Consider the following 19918-nt stretch of genomic DNA (forward strand, 5'->3'; position numbering starts at 1 on the left):
CAACACAGACTCAGTGCAACTCATCTTTAGACTGGACTAGTCAATGGTTTAAGGTCAATGTGAACTTCTTCCTAAGACTATGGCATCAGCGAGTTTATTGTCTTATATTATTACGGGTAAATACTGTGATGCTCTCCCTCTTTACCGACAAGAAAAGATTTTTAAAAGAATTGATGCTGACTTAACCCGCCAAACCATGAGTCGATGGATTATCAAGGTGAGTCATCTGATAGTTCCTCTCTATAATTTTTTAGAAGAAACTTTACTGGATTCAAATTATTTGCAAATGGATGAAACCACAACTCTAGTTTTGAAAGAAGATGGCAAGAAGGCAACGAGTAAAAGTTATATGTGGGTGAGGTACAAACCTGGGGATCATCCGATCGTTTTATATGATTACGCACCCACAAGATCTGGACAGGTCCCCCTTGAACTTTTAAGAGGGTTTAAAGGCCATTTACAAGTTGATGGATACGATGGTTATTCTTTGGCGTGTGAGGAAGGTAATCTTACTCGTTTAGGATGTTGGGATCATTGTCGTCGTAAGTTTTTTGATGCGAGTAAAAGTTCTAATGGTAAGGGGATTGGGAAGAAAGGGATCGAAAGAATTAAAAAACTGTATAAGATAGAAGAAAAAATCCAGAATTTTTCAGATGAAGAAAGATTTAAAGTAAGACAAGAAAAATCGCTTCCGATACTGAAGGAATTTAAAGAATGGATTGATGAGCTTCGCCCTAAACTGACACCAAACTCACTGGCCGGAAAAGCAGTGAACTATACTTTTAATGAGTGGAAGTATTTGATCAATTTTTTAGAAGACGGAAAACTTAATATAAGCAATAGTGCCGTTGAAAATGCCATCCGCCCCTTTTGTCTTGGGAGAAAGAACTGGTTATTTTCTGATACAGTGGATGGAGCAAAAGCAAGTGCTATGTTTTACTCCCTGATAGAAACAGCAAAATACAATGAACTTGAACCCTTTAAATATCTCAATTATATGCTAGAGAAAATCCCAGCGGCCAAAACCGCCCCTAATTTTGAAAAACTACTGCCCTTGAAGATCAACGCTCAGTATCTAAATTAAGATATTGTAGAATAATAAATTGACCTCAAGTCAATATGTGGATTATGTACCGTTTACCGTTGTCATTATTGAGTCTCCGGTAAAAGTTTTTTTAACAATTATCGACACTCAGGAAGTGTTGCCTGTTGCTAAAAAAAGAGAGTTTTCACAAGATTACAAATGTTTAATTAGTTTCACAGACGAAAATAAGCTTAAGGCGTTAAGAAGATTTGTAAATATCGCAAAACAGCAAACAATGAAGGCGAAAAAATAAATTACCAGGGAGACCCTTTTCCTTGAATTTTGATTTGTTTAGGTAGATCAGAAAAGCGCTCCTTTTCATATCCAGTTGCAATGGATACTTTTTCATATCCACAAGTAACTAAGTCTCTAGCTATATCTTCACCTTTTACACCATCTCCGAGACAAGAATCAATGTAAATAGGTGAGTCTTTGGATATATTAGGTAGCTCGTTATAAAAATCATCTTCATTTGAAAAACACTTAAATTCGATCCCCTGTTCCTTTGCTCTTGTTTTCCACACCAACCTAACGAGTGGGTCATCATCAATTAGGATTGATAAATTTCTAATCTTAGAGTCTTCTTCTATAATGATAGGGATATATGGGATCATACTCTTATCTACGAGACCGATACCACTTTTCTCACATGTTTTTTGAATTTCTGAGTTTTCGTAATGGCTGGTGCACAGAATACTTTCTTTTGTTATTCCTAATTCAAGAATGGTTTCAAGCCCATTAGTGCTTTCTTTTTTAAATTCTTGATCAAAAATATAGATATATCCACTCTCATCGTTTTCGACTTTCCACTTTTTAAATGACTCCAGCGTAAAGAAAGACTTTATTTCTCTTTTAAATCTTGATTCCCATGCTTTATGGACTGAAGGATCGTCTTCTATTAGGACAATTTTGGAATCTCTTTTAAGACTAATTTGACTAACAAAGGACTCTGGTGGAACAATTTTTGGTATTCTGATAGTTATAGTGGTTCCCTTGCCAATTTCGCTTATTACATTAATTTTACCGCCAAAAGACTCTACTAAACTTTTTGCGTGAAAAAGACCTAGTCCATTGCCGTTTTCCTTGCCAATAGATTCACCTTGAATAAAAATTTTGTCTAGATATTCATTCGGTATTCCCTTGCCAGTATCACTTACTTCAATAGTTACATTTTCTTTATCAGAGCTAAGATTGATAAATATATCATTCTGTTTTTCATTTGAAGCTTCTACGGAATTATTGATTAGATTGGATATAATTCTAGAGAATTCTTTTTTACTAAAAACACAAAATGACTCATAACCTCCGTCAAGAATCGTAAATTCAATTTTTAAATTCATGTTTTTTGAATATTCGAGCCTTTTTTCAGATGTTATGAGATTTAAAAGTCTTGCAATGGAGATTTTTTCAATCTGTTTTTCTTGATCTCCAGGTTCTTTGTTCTTGCTAAGAAGATCATTTGCCAGGTCGTGAATTCTGTTAATTGCTGAATTAAATATGGTTCTTTCAAATTTGGTTTCATCAGGTATAGACTTAATAGCGATGTCAAGCGCGGCAAGGGGAGAGCGGATATCGTGAGCTACTTGTTTTGAAAGTTGGTATAACGCCTGACTACTTTTTGCGCTTTCGGCATTTGAAATTGCTTCGAGCCTATATAAAATAAACTTATTAATTTTTAGGTAGATATCTTTAATGTCATTATCTATTTTTTCATTTTGAACATCTATGTTTCTTGTGTTGTCTATATCTAGCAAAGTTAAGCAATTTAGTAATCTTTGAATATCAAAACTTTTTCTATACAAAATTATATATACTAGTAATAGAAGTATAAAGATCGTAATACTGACTATCCCTAAAAGTATATAATCTCTATTTTTAAAATTATATTTTATTCTTTTATACCTTAAAGTAATTTTACCAACATAAGTACCACCGTAATTTATATTAACTCGGATAAATTGATCTCCAGGACTTGTTGGTAATTCTGTTTTGTATATTATCTGATCGTCTTTGTTGTATACCGTAATTGAGATATCGTTCAGTATCTCTTTGAAAATATTAACGTTTTGATAAATAGTGCTTAAATCACCTAATTTTACATGTAATGCTGATAGTTTTGATAAATTTTTAGCAGAGTACATAAGAGAATTATGTCTTTCTGAGTTTATATAATTTTCTTGAAGGATATAATAAATTGTTGAGAATCCTATAGACAATAAGAATGTAATCATAACTAATAGTAATTTAGAGTACCTCAATAGTTTATTCATTAATAAATTTAATATCTCCAAAGTTTATATAAGTAGGTGAATATATACTGTTATTTTCAACAATGATATTTTTAGAATACACTATAAATTCTTCTGCTGAGAATAATGGTCTTAATAAATAATCATCAAGTATCTCTTTCGAAATTTCTTCGCCGATTTTATATTTTGCTATAAGATCTTTTGAGGTTTTAATTTTTTTATAGAGCATACTCAATCGTTTGTTATTCTTATTTCCGACAGGAAAATCTGGAGAATAATCAAAATAGCTTATCAATTCAGAGCCATGATCACTTTCTATATACATATAAAGGATGTCGATTTTTTCAGTTGCTAACATACTTGCGGCTACAGAAGAATCTATAATTTCTGTATTTACTATTTTGGCAATTTTAGCTAATTGCATGTTGATGTAATCTTTTACACATGATTCACTTCCTGTTCCCATTAATATTCCAACATTTAATTTATTTTTTAATATGTATTTGTTTTTTTGTGTATAAGACGGTAGTAAAATATTTGGCGAATATCCTAAGAAACCAAATGGGATAAAGTTATTTGATATTCTGTATCCTTGTTTATAACAAATCTGTAGTAAGTATTCTCTGTTAATAGATGAGAGTATTTGTTTTCTGTCAAAAAGGCTTTTAACCGTATTTGATATTACATGAAGATTAAAAGATTTAGTTGTAAGTGTATCTTTCCATTTAAAATATGTATCATTTTTATATTTTAAACTTAATCGTTTTGACATAAATAATGCAATATGCTTTTTTTTATTTATTAAAGATTTAAGCAGTTCTTCGTTACTGTCTTTTATATAGTGAATTTTAGTATCACCAGTAATACTTTCAAGGACAATTTCATCTTCATTTATATTTAATATTTTAAAATTTCCTAATCCAATCTTCGGGTAAGCAGGTTTAAAGATGGAAGTTCTTATATCTGCTAACTGATGAATAAACTTATGATTTTTGCATTTCATTTTTATTCTAAATCTATTATCATCTAATTTATATATTCCAGAATATGAATTATTCTCTGATCCTTGTATGCAGGAGAATCTACTAGTACCAACAACATTTTTTTTAAAAACTTGTTTCAAGCTAATGACAACGTCTTCGGATGTTAGTTTAGAGTTATCATGAAATTTAAAATCATTCAATTCGAAGGTGTATGTAGTTCCATCTATTGAAATATCAAAATTTTTTACTATATCTGGCACTGGAATATTATGTTTATCTATTCTAAAAAGAGACTTATGTATTTGAAAATTTAAATTTATGCTATAAACATCGTTTGCTTCATCTACCTGAAAATTTTTAGGTAGACTTGGAACAGGAACATATATTGCTTTTGAGAAGATATCCGTCGAGAAAAAAATGAATATAAAGAAAGAAATTGTTTTCATTCAATTTATTAACCCCTATGGATGTATTCGCATAAAGTGCATGGAGATGAATGCTTTGCCTCTAGGTTGTTAATGTCAATATTTTTAGACCTAAGAACATCTCCAAATGTTTGTTGTGACATAGTTTTAAAAAAATCAGATTTTAGGTAAGTATCTATATCACTGTTAGCATATTTTTGATTATCAATATTATTAAATATAAGATTTGAGCAACAATTTGTGTAACCTGTATTTGGTATATAGGAGATCATATCTAAGTTTGGACATTTTTTATCCAAAACAGAAGAGTCAAAATGAAAGTATTTGTATTGGGTATTTGTTGCTTTAGCTCGTCCAGAAGACTCCACTTTTTGAAATGTAATTGGTGAGTCAATATTCAAATTAAGTTGTTTAATAATAATTAATTGTGTTGGGTCTGAAATACTTACTGATACAGAAAATTTAATTTGATGTTCTTTACAGTATCTTTCCAGTTCGACGACTCTTTCTATCGATTTGTCAGAACCGTGAAAAATATCAAATGACAGTTGTATGTAAGATATTTTTTTTATCCTCTGAAGCGTTGATTTTGTTGATAGTTTATTCTTTGCATATAATCCGTTGGTTGTTATCGCAACAAATATATCATTTAAATATTTACATCTGTTTAAAATTTTATTTATGGTTGGTATGTACAGTGTAGGCTCTCCTCCAGTAAAAAGTAACTCTTTTATCGGATTTGAATTTATTAAATCTATTAATCTATCAATTTCATCATCAGTTAATGATGTAATTTCACCTGGACCACTTAAGTTAGCACAATGAGAACAACTTAAGTTACAGTTTTTCCCAGGCATGATATGTAATTTGTAAATGTTTGAATTTTTACCTGATATGTTACGCATCGATCTTAGTTTTATTTTTTGTTTTCTTTATATCAATTGCTTCAGTCGGAGTATCTGTGTTTATTCCACTAGTGATAACCGCAACCCTTATAGCAGGATAATTGGAATCTTTTTTCAGTACTTCGATTATATCCTCGATTTGATTATTTTTTAATGAGTTGGCAAAGTTTGTTGCATTTTCAATATTGTAAAGATTCGCAGCTACCAACATTGACACAAGTATTTCTTTTTTTAATTTCATTTTTCTTCCTTTTTTATTTGGTAAATTTTGTACGTTTCTATTACCTCAAATCCTAGCGAGATTGCAACTTTTGCGGATATTTGACTTGCAGCATCCCAATGTGGCGTTATTCCAAGCTCTAAACATTCTAAAATTAAGGCTGCTGCTACAATTTTTGCTAATCCTTGTCCTCTATTCTCTGTATTTACATCAACTTGTATTTCAATTTCGGCATTAGGTATTTTCGTTGATGCAGCTGAAGATGCTGCTGCAATAATTTGATTGTTTTTTATTAATACATAACCAATTCCGTTTTTGATAAATGATCTAGCGCTTCCGTATGGGTGTATATGTGCTTTTGATTGAAAAATCTCGGTGTTAAAGAGTTGATTTGCAATATCTAAATTCATTTTTTTTATACTTATATCTGTAGGTATATTTTTTATTATTTCTTTTAATTTATTTATTTTAAGGTTTTTTCCATCAAACTCACTTCTTTCTATACTTGATATTTCAATTTCACCCGAATTTTCTTTTTGTTCTAGCGCCTGTTTCCATTTGTCATTTATAATATACGCAGTATGTTGCCCGATCTTGGAAGTTGCCTTTTCGTAAACGATTTTAGAATAATTGCCACCTAGCCAAATTAACGAAGAGTATCTTACTCCTACTGAGCTTGGATTTTTTGGATTGTCGACAAATACATCATTACCAGAATGCTGAACAATATGTCTTGCTACAATTGACAGCCTATGATTTTCAAGCATTTTAACTACTTTATTCATAGTCTTTCCTCTTAATGTTGTTTTAAAAAATCTTGCAGATTGACCTGTAAAAAGTTCAAGGCATAAGATTGTGTTTATAAATGTTTTCTTGATGTACATCATATTATGTAAATATAATGGCCTTCATATTATTAATATATATATATTTATCTTAAGAAAATTATATATAAAAAACCACTCGATATATAAATATAATTTTATTATTCCAGGCCGTGTATATTTTAGTGATTTATTGTTAATCATATTTGAGTGAGATTTTTCACGATATAAGCAAAGGAAAATACACATTTTTTTTCATACTCAAAATATCTAAAGTGAATGGCATTATTTTTTAATGATATTTGGTAATATATTTAGTTGAAATCTAAGAGTATTTTTATTTCTGGTTTTGGTTTTATAATTCTAGAGTAGGCATTTTCACTTTCTATATAAAACCCTTCTTTATTTTTATTTTTCATAAATTCGGCAGGAGTCAAACGTTCGTCAGTAAGAAAGAAGTGATACTTCTCGGTTACATTATCTAGACCATACTTGACGACTGCTTTGATGATACGGTCGCTTTTTTCTAGTAATTTTTCATTAAAAGTTACGTTATTTTTCTTTGTAATGTCGTCATAATACGCATAGGTTTTAAAGTAGTACTCCAGTTCTCCAGGTCTAAATTCCATTTCTTCGCTCTCATTTTCACCTTTAGATGCAGATTTGCCGTCCTTATTGCCAGTGTTTTTCTCTTGTTCTGGTTTACCAACAAGTCTACTTTTAGAATCTTCTTTCTTTTCATCAATAGAAGCTATTTCTCTTTTTGGGGATTTGCTAGGTTCTTCCTTTGATTCTGTGCTTTCTTTTTTATCCTGCTCTGGAGCATAACCACTATATTCAGGATTATAACCAGCTGATCCACTTCCAGAGCTTCCGCCTGAGCTAAATCCTCCTCCAGAACTTGTGTTATAAGATCTACGAGATCTTGGTGTATATCCACTATTAGAAGGTGAACTGATTGCGGTCTGTCCGCGTCCATTAGTTTTCACTCTTGGTTTAATAGCAATTTCTTTAGGTTGGGGATCTCTTTCTGGTGGATAATCTTCTTCTGGTTCCCTTGGGACAATCTCATCTTCTACTTTAGTTTGTTCATGTGAAACTATTTTTTCTAGCTCTTTCTTTTTATTTTCAATTTTTTCTAATTCTTTTTCTAGTCTTTGAATATCAGGGTCGTTTTTGTAGGCAGCAATTCTCTCTTCTTGAGTAGCGTGTTCACCTAAAGAAGTATTTATCTCTTTTTGTTTAGCAATTATGGAATCTTGAAATCTTTGTTTTTGGATTTTTGATTTGAATGATTCTGTTGCAGCTTTCATGTATCCAGAGTTTTTTGAAGGCATCGCTACTTTTTTACGTACGCTAAACATTTCTTGAAAATTCATTTTTTTGGAAACAGAATTGGATATCTCTTTTGCCATTTCTAAAGCTTTTTCATCGCTAACCTTTACGCCATATGAGTTTGCTGCAAATCTAATGTCTGAAGCAACTGTTGCTAGTCTTTCATCATCGTCTTTTATGTTAGAATAATCTCTGAAGGCACTTGGGTCTTGTTTTTCACCATTGGGCAGGTCCCATCCGTTTTTAACGACATCTTTTAAGGTTGATTCAATTTTTGTTTTTTCACCATCTGTGGTATACATCGTCATAGTTGTCTTTTCCTCTGGGTTAAATTCAGCTCTTTCCGCTTGAAGTTGTGAGTGTTTAAAGTTCATGTCCTGCATGTCTTCATCGGTTACTTTAATATGGGCGGCATCTCTTGCTAGATCGTTACATTTCGAAACAGAGTCAAGGGTACACGTTTTCTTTACATCAAGCATTTTTCTTGCTGTTTCTAAATATGTTTTTAATTTATGTTCTTCCAAAATCATTTCTTCAGTTTTTTGGGTGTTTGACTTGATCTCACTGGTCTCTTGTTTTAATTTTTCTTCTAGGCAATGTACCTGATCCTCCATATCGTCAAACGCGACCTCATCTCCTGCAATACTGTTTCTGCGACTTTGAAGGGCATTAATGTAAAATGCTATATTCAATTCATTGCTAGATGTGTTATATTTTTCGATCACTAAGTCTTTATCTTCGTTTTGAAACTTGATTGCATTAATTGGTTGTATTAGGATTTCAGGTTCTGATTCTGACGAATATGCCTTTTGGGGGAAAATAAGATTAAGCATAAAAGCGCTGGTTTTTTTAAGTTTTAAAGCATCTTCTAAACGACGCTTTCTTTGAATGTAGTCCCTTCTGGTGAAAACACATTGATCTTTACTGAATGATTTCGCTTTGTGAATTGAAGGATTTTTAATTTCAGCGAGAACAACTGCCTCTGGAGGAGTCTGTTGCTTACCACATCTCTTATTTGGAGGTTTTGTTCCGTTGTAAGCAGCATTTTCAAACAGTTCAACATAAACAGCTAGGTTCATAAAGGAATCAGGTGAAAGATATTCATCATTTGGCATAAAATCCCACAACGAGAAGTATATTTCTTCAATTGGTCGCTTAGAATCAAGTACGTAATCATACAAGCTTCCTTCCTTTATTAAAAACCTTAGAAATTCTCTAAAATTATCACGAGTAAAGAGTTCATTTGTTTCGAATAACCGCTTATGGAGTACGATTTCTGTCCCATCTTCTCGGACAGCAATATAAACAGCTCTCTTTTTTCCATCTTCTAAAATTTGCGCCCCATATTTGAATTTTACTGTTGGAGAGCCTTTTTCTGCTAAAAAGTCCCTTAGTTCGGTCATGTCGTTTGATTTTGCAACTGGAGTTTTTATTGGACCTCTTTGCCTTTTTCCGCGTTTGTTAAATTCACAATTATAAGGTGTGTGTCCTGCGCCACATTTTCCAATATTCAAATTTCTTGCGTATCCAGAATTTTTAATATGTTTACTCATGAGATTATGATCTTGAGCAAACTGCAAAGCTTTAAGTTTTAGATTGTTAAAAAAATCGGCGTGAGCACTATTTTGCAAGCTAAATGATAAAAGCAGTAACGTAAGTGTTTTGATGACCATAAAATCTCGTTGATCATATTATTATGGTTTAAACTTATTAAAATTATTAGATATTTTTGAAATTTTACAGCAAGTTTTATAGATATTATGGTCTTATACATTTTCTTAAAACGTGATTAATTTGGGTTGGATGCCAATTTAAATTGCCTCTTTTAAATATTAGCAATGATGAATGTTTTAAGTTTACGCGTGTTTAAACTTTGGGCAGCAAAATTATAGTCAATTGAGTTTTCTGCGTCTATTTATAATGGCTTATGTATTTGGCATTTTGATTGCAAATAATTACCTCAAATATTATAAAGGAAAAAATTATGAAAAATCTTCTTGTTGTATTTACCTTGATAGCATCTTTGAACATTTTAAAAGCTCAAGAAAGTGAAAATAATTGCGACTTTTTAAAAGAACAAATTAAAAAATCAAAAGGTATAATTTCCGATGGGTTGGCAGCAATCAATATAGCGCTAGATTATACCAGGAATGACCATGAACGGATATCACTTGAACTTATAAGAACTAATATAACCATAATTGAATTCATTGTAGCATATTATGATCTTGAAGTAAGCAGTCTTGAGGAGTTTCATGATATTATAAAAGAGCAGCCGATTTCTTGTATGAAAGGTCAGAATAAGGAAGATGCTGATAAGATCATTTATTATTTCAATTATGTTACTGAAAAACTTAATATGATGAAGGAACGAGTTATAAAGTTTGATAAAGAGAGAGAACAACAAAAAAGAGATGGCTTAAGTCAGGTGGATTTTGAAAGATCGCCTGGAAAGAAAATCGAAGAAAATGAAGAAAACCATGAATCTCAGTCAGGTGTTATTATAGGTTAATATATAGGGGGGGCAGTTTTTGACACTCTAAGAACTGATGGATTAGTTAAAATCCTGGCTGCATAAGATAGTGTGAAATTAAAAATCTAAGCAATATTCAGTTCATTAAAATATTCTTAGACTAAATAAAAATAGCAATAAGATCATTATTAAGTTCAGATAACCAACTGATAGTTGATCCTTTACAAATTTCAAGTATGAAAAATTCTCAATATTCTCTCGATTAGATACTTAAATATGATATTAACGTTAAAAATATTCTAACTGGAGTGAAAAATGATCGAAGTGAGACCAAGTAGTTTTTATAAAATTTATGAGGTTCAGCCTGGAGATACCTTATCTCAAATTATCACAGATCACTTTTCGTATGATGACTTGCCTCATAGTCCTCATCTTAATTGGTCTGAAATAAATTATCTCATAGATATTGTGCTTCATAATAATCCTCATATAAAAGATCCTAATAGAATACAGCCATGGCAAATGATAGATCTTGCTACATATAAGAAAAAACACTCTGAAATTTATACCAGTGCTCATCACGCATTAATGAAGAGTATATTTAGACATATACCAATAGGAATGTCACATATTATGAACAGAAATCAGGGGGGTATAGATTGGCTTGCGCTCTTTATTTCTGGGTCGGTGTCAGCAACAGATGGCGTAGCAAAAGTATATATCAAAGCAATGGAAAGGTTTGCTCATTTTGTAAACCAAGGCGGTTATACATTTAAAGGTTCTAGCAATAATCTAGCAGCAATGCTTCAGGACGTTTGGGATAAGGGTCCAATTAAGAAAGAAATAAATGCGATGAATGACCTTCTTATCGCTCAAATCAAGGGACTAAATTATAAAGGGTATATTAATCCTTTGAAGAAGCACCTAGTTTTTCCTAATACATTTGCGCCCAGAAAAGCTGTAAGATATGCTGAAAATGCCGTAAAACATCTTGGGAAAGCTAGAAAGGTGGCATTTGGTACAAGTTATGTAGTTGAGCCGGTACTAGGTGCTTTTAGAGTTTATAGAGCAAAAGATGATGAGAAAGTTAAAGTTGCTTTTGAGCAGACAGGTGGAGTTGTTGTTGGAGCTTTGGCCGCTAGTTCAATATCATATGGCGTATGTTCACTTGTTCTTTTTTTGCCATCCGGTGGGTCAAGTATGTTTGCTTGTACGTTTGTAGTATCTTTTGCTGCTGGAGCGACTGGAAGTTATGTGGGGTCAGAGATTACAGGTGGAATTTATGATGGATTCGAAGGGGTTCTCTGGTGAGCGCAGTAGGTATATCACTAAGTATTTTTGGGTTAATAATGATATATTTTGCTTTAGTTGTTCCATTGTTTACATGGTTTTATTTGGATAAGAAATACGTAAGAATCAAGAATAGTATTATCTATAACACTTCTGGTTATATGTACGCAAGGTGCAAAGTTCTTCATAGGTTTTACGGGTATATCACTATTTTTGTTTTTAACGATCAATCTAATTATAAAAACAGAAATCGACTTTCACACTACCTAGAACCCCAAGTCAAAATTAAAGATATCGTTGAGATTGGAACTTGGGAGAAAATGATTGGATATTTTAATATATTAATTGTTTTAATTACAATGATTGATACACCTGTATCATATGTTTTATTAAAAGGTTGGCCCATAAATTATCTCTACGGTATTGAAAGAAGTCCCACAACATTGCAAATGTATCATCTTACTGGTCTTGCCGTTACATTAATTGGTTGCGTTATATACTATTCATATAAATTTATAAAAAAGAGAAAAGACAGGAAGTAAATTTTCTAGGGTCTATACACGCATCTAAAACCAACATCTGCGGCAGTATATGTTGACAGAGAGTTTGTTGATAGTCCGTAAATACCGGATTTATTTCCCCAAGAATAAGTTCCACCTCTAAAAGCTCCACCGCCTGACCCGCCTTGCCACTGTCCCATAGACTGAGAGTGTGACCATAAACCCAAAATTTAGTCCATTCTCAGAGTGAGTCTCACTGTGTTAAAAATAAAACAAGGAGACAATAAAATGAAAGGCAAAAAAATGAGGCCCTTGATAATTTCAATATCCAGCTCATTCGTGTTCCCATTGAAAACGTCGATGATGTCACTGAAGAATTTCTACAAAATACTTTTTCAGAAATTCTTAGAAGATAATTCTCCTAAGATTTCTTAAAATTCAGCGAGAGTAGGGGGTTATCTTCGATTTTTTCTTCTCGCACCAGATAACCCTTAGTGGTATTAATGTTCGAATGCCCAGAAACTTCAGCAACAGACTCAATTCTGTGTCCATTTTCCAAAAGATTTGAAATCACCCCTCTGCGAAACGAATGTAATGTCTTATCAATATCCATATCTAGGGCCAAGAGAGTCTTTTTAAGCATTTCGTGGACAGATTCACGTCTGATTGGGGAGTCCAGCCTTTTTTTGACGGCCGTAAAAATATAATCATCTTCAATTTTTTCTCGTCTTCTCATTAATTCTTTTAATGTACTCCAAAGCTTAGGGTGGAGCGGAATTTTTCTTATTTTTGAACCCTTGCCTTTAATAATGACTACTTTTATGTCATTTTCTGTTCGTATGTCACATACGCGCACATTAACGACTTCACTTATTCTGCATCCAGTGTAGGCCAAGAACGTAAGAATCGTTTTATTTTGTAAAGACTGCGTGGTTACACCATCATAAAATTCACAGATGCTTTCTAGCTCAGAATCACTTAGCCCAGTTTTTGGCCTAATTGATTTCGCCTTTGGCCTCTTAACCCCTAATGCCGGGTTTTCATCCATAAGCTTGGCATTTATGAGTTCTTTAAAAAGTGAAGATAGACTAGAGAGTTTTCTGTGGACAGTGTTTGGGGCATAATGATTAATAATTGAATCTCTATAGTCAATTACGTGGTCTTTCGTTATTTCATGTGGGCCATTTAACCGAATATTCCTAACTTCTAAAAAGGCCGCAAAATCGTAAAAATCTGTGGTGTAGGCACAACGTGTATTTTCAGAGAGAAAGTTTTTTAAAAAGGTAGATACTGTAGTGGCCATGTCCGTTTTTTGCTTTTTAACAACTGAATTTTCTGAATCCAAAATGATCAAATTATCCATGAACAGTACCGGTTGAAAGTTATAACTAATTTTAACATACAAATTTTTATAGGCCAATACCTAACATAATTGACTTTATGTTCCCTCTTTTTTAGAGAAAAATTTGATCTATTATTTTTTCTGACTGCCTTTAAAACGAGATATAAGCTTGTAAGTTAAGTACCCAATACCAATAATAATACCAACGCAGGCCAGACCTAACTTGTATCTCATAAGAGGACTAATTTCGACATCAATTCCGTATAGATAATTAAATGGTGGCCCACCAGAGACGATATAAAACACAAAAACACTACCTAGCCATAGGACATAAAAGAAAATATTAAGAACTCCAAATGTCTTTTCCCATTTACCTATTTGCACCAATTCTTTAAAATCTATACTAGGTTCAAGAAAATGAGAAAGGCGATTTCTATTTTTTTGTTTTGTTTGATCATTGAAAAGGAATATCGTTATATATCCTTGATAACGGTGGTGAACTTTACTAAATGCATACATTTTGGCACCAGTAGTATCATAAAGTATGCTTTTTTTGATTTTGGGATACTTTTTATCTAGATAGATCCAGCAAAAAAACGGAACTCCTAATGCATAATAAGCAGTACATATTCCGCCAATAATTAGTAAAATATTCTCAAGGCTCAATACAAATAACTCCTTGTAGTATCGTATATGAATTTACCACCGTCATATACTCCTCCACCTATTTTTTCCCCATAGTAGCTACCTCCTGCTCCTGCTAAACCAGCAACTACAAAACCACATACGATACCGCTTGTGCCAGCAGTCGGGAGGCTGAAAACCATATTACAAGTAACATACGCTGCAGTTTGAGCAGCGAGTCCTCCTAATACGATATTACCACCTTGTCCAAATGCCACTCTGATTTTGTTTTCCTTTTCAGTCCAAACTTTTCCAATTCCTAAAACTACTTCTACTCCCCAGCCTGCTAAAGGTTTGATGTACTTCGAGTTTCTAAGAACTTTAAATGAGCGCTCTAGGTATCCTGCGACCTTTTGTCCATTTAGATAATCAGGAATAACTACTGTTTTCCTTAGAGATTTCACTGAGTCCCAAATTCCTTCTCCTCTAACTCGACTTGTAATAAAATTACTTAATTTTGAGATTTCTTGTTTAACTTTCCCAGACTTAATCGCATTTTGCAGAGCCTTTTGAAAATTATTGCTGCCACCTTTATAAGTGTAATGCCCATTGTTTAATGCGTCTTGGATTTGCTTTATTCCATGTGAATACTGTTCATAAAAATTTTCTGTAGATGCGAGAGCTCCGGATAGTCCAAGACCTATCCAATCAATACCTTCGCTTTTTTTAGGCTCGGTGTTATTATTTAAAAAAGAAAAAAGATGAGAATTACTATTTAGATAATTCACCTCACTTTGGAGCGCATTCCGAATTTCATTCTTTACTAAAGTTCGCTCACCTTGAGAGAAGATTTCAAAATGACGTTTTTTATAGAGGGAAAGATCAATAATTTGCCAAGTAGATATTTTGTCAGGATCTTTGATTTCTGGATTATTGTGTTGAACAATTTCAATAATTTCCTTAATTCCTGCCCAGTCTAAACGTGGTCTATACTTTGGATTAAGATCTTTAAAGTGATCAACAATGATCTGAGACAGAGTTTCACCTGGTTGAACCTCGTGAATGGCGTAATAACCTAGTTTTTTCCCAAGAATACTCAATCGAAACTCCTCAATAAAAAATCTAATAGTTCTTAATAACACAACTGCACAGGAGAGCACAAAGTGAGATGAAGTTATTTCACAGATGAATTATATTCTACTAACTTTCGAAAGGTTAAGAAGAAGTCGTGAAAACAAAATACGTTTAAAACCCCAAACAATTCTACAAATCAAGGACTCCCCTTTTGCGTATTTTCTATAAGTCATAATAAATACTATATCTCATAGAGGCTATTTTTCTGGAACGCAATATAACTGTTTTTATATTGCGTCTTTTTGACGTAAAAATTTCTCCCGAGAACGCTCTATTTTTTTAATATCTTTACTCTTTTTAAAATCCCCATTAGGAAATAACAAGTCTTGCGGATGTGACCCAAGGGCCGCTGCAATTTTTGAGGCCGACTTTACCGTTAATTCAACACGGTCATTTTCAATGGCACTAAGATTATTCATTTTAATACCTGTTAGTTTTTCAAGGTCTTTTAAAGTCATGCCAAAACATTTTCTATAGGCCCTAACGATTTCACCTGACGTTGAATCTTCTGGCACAAGCAGATCTAAAATATCTTTCATTTTTTACTCCTTCCCATAATTATGGTCTGGGGTGATTCTCACAACTTCTACAATGATCTCATCATCGATAATTCTATAGATAATCCTGCCACTGCTACTAAAACAAGAAGACCTATACCCTTTCCACTGCTTGTCCAGTTTATGGTCATCATAGACAGGAATTTCTCTAATTTTTTCTGGCCCAAACTGTTCAATACGATTTCTCCAAACCTTAATTATCTTAATGTCTTCAATGGTGATATTCCCTCTTTTGAAGTCATTTTTGAGCTTATTTTCCACGTCCTTTGTAAATCGTACTTTCCATGACATTCCTTGTCCTTCATTAAGGTTATAATAAACCATAAGTTATTATATATTATAACTTATAATTAAATATAACTCAACACGTATATATTATGCAAATTGCTGAAAAGAGACGATATTTCACCTATACCAAGACTAGGACATGCCTCGAATGTGGCCATTTCAGCTAAATATGAGGTCCATTTTTTGATTCGCTTTTAGAATCTTGTAGAAATAACACTTTAATACTTTGACAACAACTCTGTAGACAGTACAAATACATTAATAGCCTCACAATATCTTTTTTCAGCGAAGAGAATTTGGGAAAAGAGAAATAGTTGGCCTATGTAACATTTTGCAGAAGTCGCACTTTTTTCTGAATATTCTAGTGCTCTCTGGATTGCCACATTGGCAAAATAGTATTCTTCGAGTGACAAAAATAGTTCTGCCATTTCTTCTAATATATTTGATTTCTGTTCTAATGAAATATCATCGAGAATCTTATTTTCAAGACATCTGAGTTTCTTGCGTGCAAATGACTCAGAAGAATAAATTTTCTTCTTCCCGCACTTCATAAAAGAGTGTATTGATTTCATAGCACTATTATAAGGTGTTTTTGTCCATTTTTCTAACTTCCTGGTGTTAGATTTGAACTCATTTCAATAGTGATATTTTGCAAATACCTAGTGGCAATTTTTTGTGTTTTCTGACAAAAAGAGTGAATGAGAAACAAAATAATTACTGATTATATCAAACACTTCGAAGTTCCTATAGAGCGGCAATACACTTTCTGTGATGAATGTCGTGTACGGTTTCACTTTTCTATGGGAGATATTATTGGAGAAAATATATACTGTTCAAAATGTTTAGATTTCATGTTTAAATTTAAAAGATAGGAAATAGAAATATTCATACTAAAAAAGTGAACACGCCCTCGCTGAACAACTCCAAGAAGGCCATGCCATTTTACAGTAACGCTGTATAACTGTTTTTGTCTTGTGACTTTTTAGGCCGATTGCGAGTGTTGCTTTGAGATGAAAATCCCTTTTAAGCGATTACTTGGAAGTATTTCCAGAATCTTTTCAAGTGTTTCAATTCCGGTATTCGCCATGGCCTTTTCAATGCTCTTGTATGTGCTTAATCCAATACCAAGAATTTCTGCAAATTCTTCTTGTGAATTTCCGGCCTTCGAGCGCTCAAGAACTAATGTAATTGCAAGTTTCTCTTTAAGAGAAAGTTTGAGATGATTCATCATGTAATTATAATTTTGATAAGCTCCATCAACTTCATATCCAATAATATCATCTGTACCTTTTTGAACAAATGCTAATATATCCTCATTTTCTGTTTCTCTTCCTCTGTTAGGGACACCAGTTTTAAAGTAAAAATAAAGTAAGTTTGTCTTTGAGTTAAAATCTATCTTCATAGTTTACCTCTTTTTTTAATGGGTGATTTGTAAAGCGTCTCACCTTTTTTTAATTTCTCTGTTTCATAAGCTGTTACCATGTTTCCTTCTCCAGGAGCTAATACTTCGACTACTACGCAGAAAAATACTCTAACTCCAAATTCATCAAAGTACTCAAAGGAGTAAAACAAGCACGCCTTACTACTATGCCTACTTGCACGCACCTCTAGGGGTTTCTGAAGTGCCTGCTCAATCTTTTCTGCAGTCACTTCTGGATGCCCTTCAAGGGCATGTTTTAAAGCTTGCACAGATACACGAACAGATAGCCCGCCAGGTGTCTTGAATCTTCCTATGATTTCGTCCATACTGCACAGTACCACATACTTTAACTATAGTCAATATATTAACCATCTCTTATATTTAGACTAAAAACCCGTCAATAGTTGATTTTTTCGCCTATACAAGGACTAGGGTAGGCCTCGAAAATGGCCATTTCAGCTAAATATGAGGTCCATTTTTTGGATCGTTTTTAGAATCTTGTAGAGATAACACCTGTTTTAAAGAGTTAGTCCTTATTCTTTTTGATTATTCGTCATCATCATAACAGGATATCAAAAAGGGAATATTTAAATTACCAATTCTTTTTATCAAATCAGGACTAAAATCAAAATTACATTGATCTTTCCAGAAGATACTTAAGCGTAACTCAATATCTGTTCCACCAGCATTTTTAAAACTATCCATATTGTTTTCAATTAAATCTAGAAATGAAGAAGGAATAAGTTCATCACCATCTTTCTCTTTAACAGGAAACTTCTTTTCTATATACAAACTCGCACCACCATAGGGAATCGGTTTCCCTTTGTATCTTCCTCTTTTTCCAATATCACCGACTTCATTTTTGTTATCAAATTTAAGATCTTCTGACTCTTTAATTTTAGAGGGAGAAAAGCTATCACCATATATACTTAATGAAATCTGGGTTAAAATTAACACTTTGTTCTCCTAATTACTTTTGTATGAATCGATAGGAATATCTGTTTCAAATTGTTTGTTTGACTTAGGATCTTTTAGATGTATTTTCTGAAGTGTAATAGACAAAATGTGGTAAAACATTATCACTTGGTTTTACCATTGCATCTGAATTTGTGAGTCTGTGGATGAAGTTTGTCTTATCAACGTCATTATTACCCATGACAAATATCTTGAGACCCTCAAGCTCCATCGAATCTAGAAGATCCTCCAGTTCCTGGAATTGAGAACTTTCCTTTTTTCTATTGAAATTCTTGTTTTGACTAGCGAGTCTCATCATTTCCAATCTCAACACTTCAAACTCATTGAGATCAAGATGTTGCTTTTCATTGTTTCTTGAAACAATTGATTTATAAAGTATTAACTTTGTATCCTTTTCGACAAAATTTTCTTCACAGGCCCTTGGCAGTTTTGCTGCAATTACAGGTGTAGATACTTTGAAAAACAATACAAAAAGAATGAAATACTTCATTAAAAATCTCCAAAAAAATAAGACCAAAAACCCTGTCTAAGGGTCAAATGACTTACCCTTTTAAAAGTTAATATTTTTAAACAATATCTATTAACCATAAATAACTCACTGGATCAAGCAAGACCACTTAGACATGTTCATTTTTACATGAATGTAAAAAATCAATTCAAAATCAAGTAATTGAATATGTTTTGACAACATTACTTCTCCCTATTCTATGGGTAAATTAGGATCTGGCCCACATAGTCTCCTTGTGATAGGAAGCCCTATGCGGGTCGCAAGTCTTATATTGTGTTATTCGCGTGAGGGTGGAGAGAAACTTGGTGGTGACTTCCATCCTCACTTTTTTTTGAAACCTAAAAATAATCCCAAGCTTTTTCAAGACTTCGCTTGAAATTTCAGTGAAATTTAATTTCAAAGAAATTTCAGGTGGCTTGGAAAAATCTATTTTTAGGTGGTTAGAAATTTCAACTGAAATTTTCGCAATGACACCTATATTACAGATTTGATATAAGTAAGCGACATTCTCCGCAACTATCTCTCAAATTTTACATACCCTCTTCTGTAAGTTTCCAAAATTAGGAGGAAAAAACGTGACTTTGGATTTTAGGTCGTGGAACCTTGTGGAGTTAATCTCTTACGTACTGATAAAAATTCAAAGATTTTTATAGGAAAACATCGAAGTTCCAACACGGAAGGTAGATTAATCAATAATAGTATCTCGATCACTGTTCATCACATGTGACATCCTATAAAATCTATTATTTATGTTCGCTTTTTTGAGGTAGAAAATTTGATCC

At 32.8% G+C, this 19918-nt stretch carries 22 protein-coding genes and 1 pseudogene; 6 read left to right on the forward strand and 17 right to left on the reverse strand.

Annotation, left to right across the window (positions count from 1 at the left end; genetic code table 11):
• Positions 1-64 precede the first annotated feature (64 nt).
• Positions 65-1084: pseudogene (locus H6622_10115) on the forward strand (IS66 family transposase).
• A 19-nt stretch (positions 1085-1103) separates the two neighbouring features.
• The gene (locus H6622_10120; protein MCB9061866.1) at positions 1104-1337 is read left to right on the forward strand and encodes a hypothetical protein; all 234 of its coding nucleotides are present in this window, start codon (positions 1104-1106) and stop codon (positions 1335-1337) included.
• Between the two features lies 1 nt (position 1338).
• Here H6622_10120 and H6622_10125 read toward each other — a convergent pair whose 3' ends face one another.
• The 6 genes from H6622_10125 to H6622_10150 form a co-directional block, all read right to left on the reverse strand.
• The gene (locus tag H6622_10125) at positions 1339-3225 is read right to left on the reverse strand and encodes a HAMP domain-containing histidine kinase (protein ID MCB9061867.1); all 1887 of its coding nucleotides are present in this window, start codon (positions 3223-3225) and stop codon (positions 1339-1341) included.
• Between the two features lie 121 nt (positions 3226-3346).
• A complete protein-coding gene (locus H6622_10130; GenBank protein ID MCB9061868.1) occupies positions 3347-4762 on the reverse strand; it encodes a hypothetical protein in 1416 nt (471 codons plus the stop codon).
• Positions 4763-4770: 8 nt separating this feature from the next.
• Positions 4771-5646: a radical SAM protein gene (locus H6622_10135; GenBank protein MCB9061869.1), complete on the reverse strand. Its 876-nt coding sequence runs from the start codon at positions 5644-5646 to the stop codon at positions 4771-4773.
• Positions 5639-5887, reverse strand: a complete 249-nt coding sequence (locus tag H6622_10140; protein MCB9061870.1) for a hypothetical protein — start codon at positions 5885-5887, stop codon at positions 5639-5641. The genes H6622_10135 and H6622_10140 overlap by 8 nt, the downstream gene beginning before the upstream one ends.
• Positions 5884-6651 (reverse strand): GNAT family N-acetyltransferase, encoded by a 768-nt coding sequence (locus tag H6622_10145; GenBank protein ID MCB9061871.1) that lies wholly within the window; start codon positions 6649-6651, stop codon positions 5884-5886. The genes H6622_10140 and H6622_10145 overlap by 4 nt, the downstream gene beginning before the upstream one ends.
• A 353-nt stretch (positions 6652-7004) precedes the next feature.
• On the reverse strand, positions 7005-9698 hold the full coding sequence (locus H6622_10150) for a hypothetical protein (protein MCB9061872.1): 2694 nt from the start codon (positions 9696-9698) through the stop codon (positions 7005-7007).
• Positions 9699-10009: 311 nt separating this feature from the next.
• On the opposite strand from H6622_10150, the gene H6622_10155 reads away from it, so the two are divergent.
• From H6622_10155 to H6622_10165, 3 genes are all read left to right on the forward strand, one after another.
• Positions 10010-10537, forward strand: coding sequence for a hypothetical protein (locus tag H6622_10155; GenBank protein MCB9061873.1), 528 nt, complete (start codon positions 10010-10012; stop codon positions 10535-10537).
• 276 nt (positions 10538-10813) lie between these two features.
• Complete coding sequence (locus H6622_10160) at positions 10814-11809, forward strand: LysM peptidoglycan-binding domain-containing protein (GenBank protein ID MCB9061874.1); 996 nt, start codon at positions 10814-10816, stop codon at positions 11807-11809.
• Positions 11806-12330: a hypothetical protein gene (locus tag H6622_10165; protein ID MCB9061875.1), complete on the forward strand. Its 525-nt coding sequence runs from the start codon at positions 11806-11808 to the stop codon at positions 12328-12330. The genes H6622_10160 and H6622_10165 overlap by 4 nt, the downstream gene beginning before the upstream one ends.
• 5 nt (positions 12331-12335) lie before the next feature.
• Here H6622_10165 and H6622_10170 read toward each other — a convergent pair whose 3' ends face one another.
• From H6622_10170 to H6622_10200, 7 genes are all read right to left on the reverse strand, one after another.
• Positions 12336-12515 (reverse strand): hypothetical protein, encoded by a 180-nt coding sequence (locus H6622_10170; GenBank protein MCB9061876.1) that lies wholly within the window; start codon positions 12513-12515, stop codon positions 12336-12338.
• A gap of 194 nt (positions 12516-12709) precedes the next feature.
• Positions 12710-13651 (reverse strand): tyrosine-type recombinase/integrase, encoded by a 942-nt coding sequence (locus tag H6622_10175; GenBank protein MCB9061877.1) that lies wholly within the window; start codon positions 13649-13651, stop codon positions 12710-12712.
• A 111-nt stretch (positions 13652-13762) separates the two neighbouring features.
• Entirely contained in the window at positions 13763-14296 is a 534-nt protein-coding gene (locus H6622_10180; protein MCB9061878.1) for a hypothetical protein, read from the reverse strand.
• Positions 14293-15354, reverse strand: a complete 1062-nt coding sequence (locus tag H6622_10185) for a hypothetical protein (GenBank protein ID MCB9061879.1) — start codon at positions 15352-15354, stop codon at positions 14293-14295. The genes H6622_10180 and H6622_10185 overlap by 4 nt, the downstream gene beginning before the upstream one ends.
• 261 nt (positions 15355-15615) lie before the next feature.
• Positions 15616-15927, reverse strand: a complete 312-nt coding sequence (locus H6622_10190; protein MCB9061880.1) for a helix-turn-helix transcriptional regulator — start codon at positions 15925-15927, stop codon at positions 15616-15618.
• A 3-nt stretch (positions 15928-15930) separates the two neighbouring features.
• Positions 15931-16236, reverse strand: coding sequence for a hypothetical protein (locus H6622_10195; GenBank protein MCB9061881.1), 306 nt, complete (start codon positions 16234-16236; stop codon positions 15931-15933).
• Between the two features lie 215 nt (positions 16237-16451).
• On the reverse strand, positions 16452-16805 hold the full coding sequence (locus H6622_10200) for a hypothetical protein (GenBank protein ID MCB9061882.1): 354 nt from the start codon (positions 16803-16805) through the stop codon (positions 16452-16454).
• A 126-nt stretch (positions 16806-16931) separates the two neighbouring features.
• On the opposite strand from H6622_10200, the gene H6622_10205 reads away from it, so the two are divergent.
• Positions 16932-17105: a hypothetical protein gene (locus tag H6622_10205; protein ID MCB9061883.1), complete on the forward strand. Its 174-nt coding sequence runs from the start codon at positions 16932-16934 to the stop codon at positions 17103-17105.
• A 110-nt stretch (positions 17106-17215) separates the two neighbouring features.
• Here H6622_10205 and H6622_10210 read toward each other — a convergent pair whose 3' ends face one another.
• The 4 genes from H6622_10210 to H6622_10225 all read right to left on the reverse strand — a co-directional run bounded on the left by H6622_10210 (position 17216) and on the right by H6622_10225 (position 19118).
• Positions 17216-17635: a helix-turn-helix transcriptional regulator gene (locus H6622_10210; protein MCB9061884.1), complete on the reverse strand. Its 420-nt coding sequence runs from the start codon at positions 17633-17635 to the stop codon at positions 17216-17218.
• Positions 17632-17979: a hypothetical protein gene (locus tag H6622_10215; protein ID MCB9061885.1), complete on the reverse strand. Its 348-nt coding sequence runs from the start codon at positions 17977-17979 to the stop codon at positions 17632-17634. Before H6622_10215 ends, H6622_10210 begins: the two co-directional genes overlap by 4 nt.
• 220 nt (positions 17980-18199) lie before the next feature.
• The gene (locus H6622_10220) at positions 18200-18610 is read right to left on the reverse strand and encodes a hypothetical protein (GenBank protein ID MCB9061886.1); all 411 of its coding nucleotides are present in this window, start codon (positions 18608-18610) and stop codon (positions 18200-18202) included.
• A gap of 64 nt (positions 18611-18674) precedes the next feature.
• Positions 18675-19118 (reverse strand): hypothetical protein, encoded by a 444-nt coding sequence (locus tag H6622_10225; protein ID MCB9061887.1) that lies wholly within the window; start codon positions 19116-19118, stop codon positions 18675-18677.
• Positions 19119-19918 lie beyond the last annotated feature (800 nt).

The organism is Halobacteriovoraceae bacterium, assembly GCA_020635115.1.
GTDB lineage: Bacteria > Bdellovibrionota > Bacteriovoracia > Bacteriovoracales > Bacteriovoracaceae > JACKAK01.

Coding starts and splice junctions, on each gene's coding strand:
- H6622_10125 (MCB9061867.1), bottom strand. CDS start 3,225: ATGTACTCTGCTAAAAATTTATCAAAACTATCAGCATTACATGTAAAA.
- H6622_10130 (MCB9061868.1), bottom strand. CDS start 4,762: ATGAAAACAATTTCTTTCTTTATATTCATTTTTTTCTCGACGGATATC.
- H6622_10135 (MCB9061869.1), bottom strand. CDS start 5,646: ATGCGTAACATATCAGGTAAAAATTCAAACATTTACAAATTACATATC.
- H6622_10140 (MCB9061870.1), bottom strand. CDS start 5,887: ATGAAATTAAAAAAAGAAATACTTGTGTCAATGTTGGTAGCTGCGAAT.
- H6622_10145 (MCB9061871.1), bottom strand. CDS start 6,651: ATGAATAAAGTAGTTAAAATGCTTGAAAATCATAGGCTGTCAATTGTA.
- H6622_10150 (MCB9061872.1), bottom strand. CDS start 9,698: ATGGTCATCAAAACACTTACGTTACTGCTTTTATCATTTAGCTTGCAA.
- H6622_10155 (MCB9061873.1), top strand. CDS start 10,010: ATGAAAAATCTTCTTGTTGTATTTACCTTGATAGCATCTTTGAACATT.
- H6622_10160 (MCB9061874.1), top strand. CDS start 10,814: ATGATCGAAGTGAGACCAAGTAGTTTTTATAAAATTTATGAGGTTCAG.
- H6622_10175 (MCB9061877.1), bottom strand. CDS start 13,651: ATGGATAATTTGATCATTTTGGATTCAGAAAATTCAGTTGTTAAAAAG.
- H6622_10190 (MCB9061880.1), bottom strand. CDS start 15,927: ATGAAAGATATTTTAGATCTGCTTGTGCCAGAAGATTCAACGTCAGGT.
- H6622_10195 (MCB9061881.1), bottom strand. CDS start 16,236: ATGTCATGGAAAGTACGATTTACAAAGGACGTGGAAAATAAGCTCAAA.
- H6622_10200 (MCB9061882.1), bottom strand. CDS start 16,805: ATGAAATCAATACACTCTTTTATGAAGTGCGGGAAGAAGAAAATTTAT.
- H6622_10205 (MCB9061883.1), top strand. CDS start 16,932: ATGAGAAACAAAATAATTACTGATTATATCAAACACTTCGAAGTTCCT.
- H6622_10210 (MCB9061884.1), bottom strand. CDS start 17,635: ATGAAGATAGATTTTAACTCAAAGACAAACTTACTTTATTTTTACTTT.
- H6622_10215 (MCB9061885.1), bottom strand. CDS start 17,979: ATGGACGAAATCATAGGAAGATTCAAGACACCTGGCGGGCTATCTGTT.
- H6622_10225 (MCB9061887.1), bottom strand. CDS start 19,118: ATGAAGTATTTCATTCTTTTTGTATTGTTTTTCAAAGTATCTACACCT.